The organism is Fulvivirga aurantia (assembly GCF_009711475.1).
GTDB classification, from domain to species: Bacteria; Bacteroidota; Bacteroidia; order Cytophagales; family Cyclobacteriaceae; genus Fulvivirga; species Fulvivirga aurantia.
The window spans coordinates 1-2,821 of record NZ_SMMD01000447.1; the positions used below are offsets into that span (position 1 = coordinate 1).

Consider the following 2,821-nt stretch of genomic DNA (forward strand, 5'->3'; position numbering starts at 1 on the left):
TCATAAAAAGCGCAACTACAAATTGTAAAACATGGATGAAATTGGCGTGATCGTCTTAGCTGCTGGTGAATCTTCACGTATGAGTGGCTCTAAGCAGCTGTTACGGGTTGGTTCAGAATCTTTGTTAAGAAAAAGCACACGCACGGCAATGACTTTGCGGGGTCCTACGGTGGTTGTACTAGGGTCTGATTATCAAAAACATAAAAATGAAATAGCCGACCTGGACGTTGAGGTAATATTTAACCTCGATTGGAGGAAAGGTATGGGTAATTCTTTAAAATACGGACTCAATCACCTCAATCATAATTTCCCGTTTCTTGAGGGAGTAATTATCATGGTTTGTGATCAACCTCAGCTTGAGGTAAATACATTGTATAAAATGATAGAACACTATGATGAACAGAACCCAATTATAGCGGCTACTTATAATGGGGCAGTAGGTGTGCCAGTGCTTTTTTCAAGATTATACTTTAAAGAGCTACTCAAAATACCAGACGATAGAGGAGCCAAATTACTTATCGAGAAATACGGGGCTAAAGTGGTGGCTTTCCCTCAAGGTGAAATAGATATTGATACTGACGATGATTGGCAATCTTATCTCAACGAGGACTAAACTTTATCGTTAGCAACCGGTGATTTACTTTCAGCAAATTCTTTAAAGGCAACTAGAAATTTTTTTGATTGCTTTTTAAAAGCACCAGGCATAACCCAACCCATGAGTTTCATAAATCCCGAAAATTGAAATTCACTTTCTGAAATCCATAAAGTCTGATCTTTTCCTTTTTCCTTAAAAAAGTTGCGCTGAATGTTATAAACGCCATCTGCCTCATACGTGCCGGAAAACTCTTCCGGAAGATTTCTAACAGTTATAGTCTCAATCATTTCAATCTCACGCTTACCCATCCTGTAAAACAACTTTGATTTTGCTCCGGGTTTACCGCGCTCACCACTCAAGTGCTCAAAGCTTACCAGGCCCTCTTGCCATTTTTTCAGGTTTTCGGGATTGTCAAACAGGGCGATCACTTCCTCTCTTGGCAAGTCGATTACGATTTCTAATGTGTACTTCATAGGCGTTTGATTTTGATGATAAATTCCGAAAGCGTCCCTCCATTTATAGGTGGCTTAACACCCGATTTCTTTATATCTTTCAGGGTTTAAAAATACTCAATATATGCGACTAAAGTTTAGCTTTCCTACACCTTACACGGTGCTAATGCTTGTGATTGTAATAGCGGCAATTACTACCTGGTTACTGCCCGCAGGTAATTACAGTACCCTGAGCTATGACGCTGATTCTGAGAAATTTAAAATTGAGTCTACTGATGGGACAAGAGAAATAGAGGCTTCTCAGGAAGCACTCGATGAAATGGGTATTCTCATTAGTATGGAGAAATTTGAGTCAGGTAAAATCAAAAAACCAATTTCAATACCGGGTACATATCAAAAAACTGAACCACAACCTCAGGGCCCTGCAGACATTATATTTGCACCCATCAAAGGCATGTACGATGTCATTGATATTGTATTATTTGTGCTGATTATTGGTGGGTTTATTGGCGTATTTAATAGTTCAGGAGCATTTGATCAGGGCATTGGGTACCTGGCCAACAAACTACAGGGGAGAGAAAGTATTCTTATAGTGCTAATTACCAGTATGATAGCACTTGGTGGTACGACCTTCGGCATGCAGGAAGAAACACTGGCTTTTTACCCCATACTTGTGCCGGTTTTTCTAGCAGCCGGTTACGATCTTATGGTGCCTGTGGCAGTGGTTTTTATAGGATCTTGTGTAGGGATTATGGGTGGCACCATCAATCCGTTTGGTACTATCATCGCTTCAGACGCAGCAGGTGTAAACTGGACGATTGGGTTTGCAAGCCGTCTGGCTATGCTCATATTGGGAGCCACAGCCGCTATCATCTACATTGTGAGGTATGCCAAAAAAGTAAAGAAAGATCCCACTAAATCTCTTCTGCATGGGTTGAAGATTAAAAGTCCGTTTAAGGTTATTGATAGAGAAGAAAATGTCGAAAAGCTAAGCTTAAAAACCAAAACCTTACTTTCCTTATTTGCGCTCACATTTGCTGTAATGATCTACGGGGTCGCCTTTTTAGGCTGGTGGTTTCAGGAGATGACAGCACTATTTCTGGTGGCCGCAATCATCATAGGTGTGCTGCAGAGGATCGGTGAAAGAAACTTTGTTGCAGATTTTATGGAGGGTGCCAAAGACCTTCTGGGTGTTTCACTCATCATTGGTATCGCCCGTGGGGTAACAGTAATTTTAAATGAAGGAAAGGTGTCTGATACTATTCTTTTTTACGCTGCTAATATGGTTGAAGGCATGTCTGGCTTTGTATTTCTTCCGGCTCTTATGTTCGTTTTCTTTTTTCTCGCCTTGTTTATTTCTTCGTCTTCGGGTATGGCTGTAGTCACCATGCCTATTATGAGTTCGTTGGCACAAGTGATAGGTGTGCCTCAGGAGGAAATTGTTAACGCCTATCTCTTTGGTTTTGGACTGATGAATATTATTACACCAACAGGGTTGTTGCTGCCTTCGTTAGCCATGGTTAATATCGATTATAATACATGGCTCAAGTTTGCCTGGCCGCTTATGATAATACTTGCCATTATTGGCATAAGTATTTTATGGATGGGTCTGATATTTTAAAGGCTATTTAACTAAAGATTTATTGAAGGCGATGGCCTGAGAAAGCCAATTTTCCAGCTGTGAGTCTAAATCGATGGCCTCTGGAGCAATAAAAACATAGCCGGCCATTGGTTTGCCTGTAAAATCCATTTTTCTTACGCCTGGCTGCAATAA

The 2,821-nt window shown here is 40.7% G+C and carries 3 protein-coding genes; 2 read left to right on the forward strand and 1 reads right to left on the reverse strand.

The window, feature by feature from the left end:
- The first annotated feature begins 31 nt into the window (after window positions 1-31).
- Window positions 32-613, forward strand: coding sequence for a nucleotidyltransferase family protein (locus tag E1176_RS02870; protein ID WP_155209071.1), 582 nt, complete (start codon window positions 32-34; stop codon window positions 611-613).
- On the opposite strand, the gene E1176_RS02875 is transcribed toward E1176_RS02870, so the two are convergent.
- Entirely contained in the window at window positions 610-1,068 is a 459-nt protein-coding gene (locus tag E1176_RS02875) for an SRPBCC family protein (protein WP_155209072.1), read from the reverse strand. The genes E1176_RS02870 and E1176_RS02875 overlap by 4 nt on opposite strands.
- A gap of 103 nt (window positions 1,069-1,171) precedes the next feature.
- On the opposite strand from E1176_RS02875, the gene E1176_RS02880 reads away from it, so the two are divergent.
- Window positions 1,172-2,668 (forward strand): YfcC family protein, encoded by a 1,497-nt coding sequence (locus E1176_RS02880; RefSeq protein ID WP_155209073.1) that lies wholly within the window; start codon window positions 1,172-1,174, stop codon window positions 2,666-2,668.
- The last annotated feature ends 153 nt before the right edge of the window (window positions 2,669-2,821 follow it).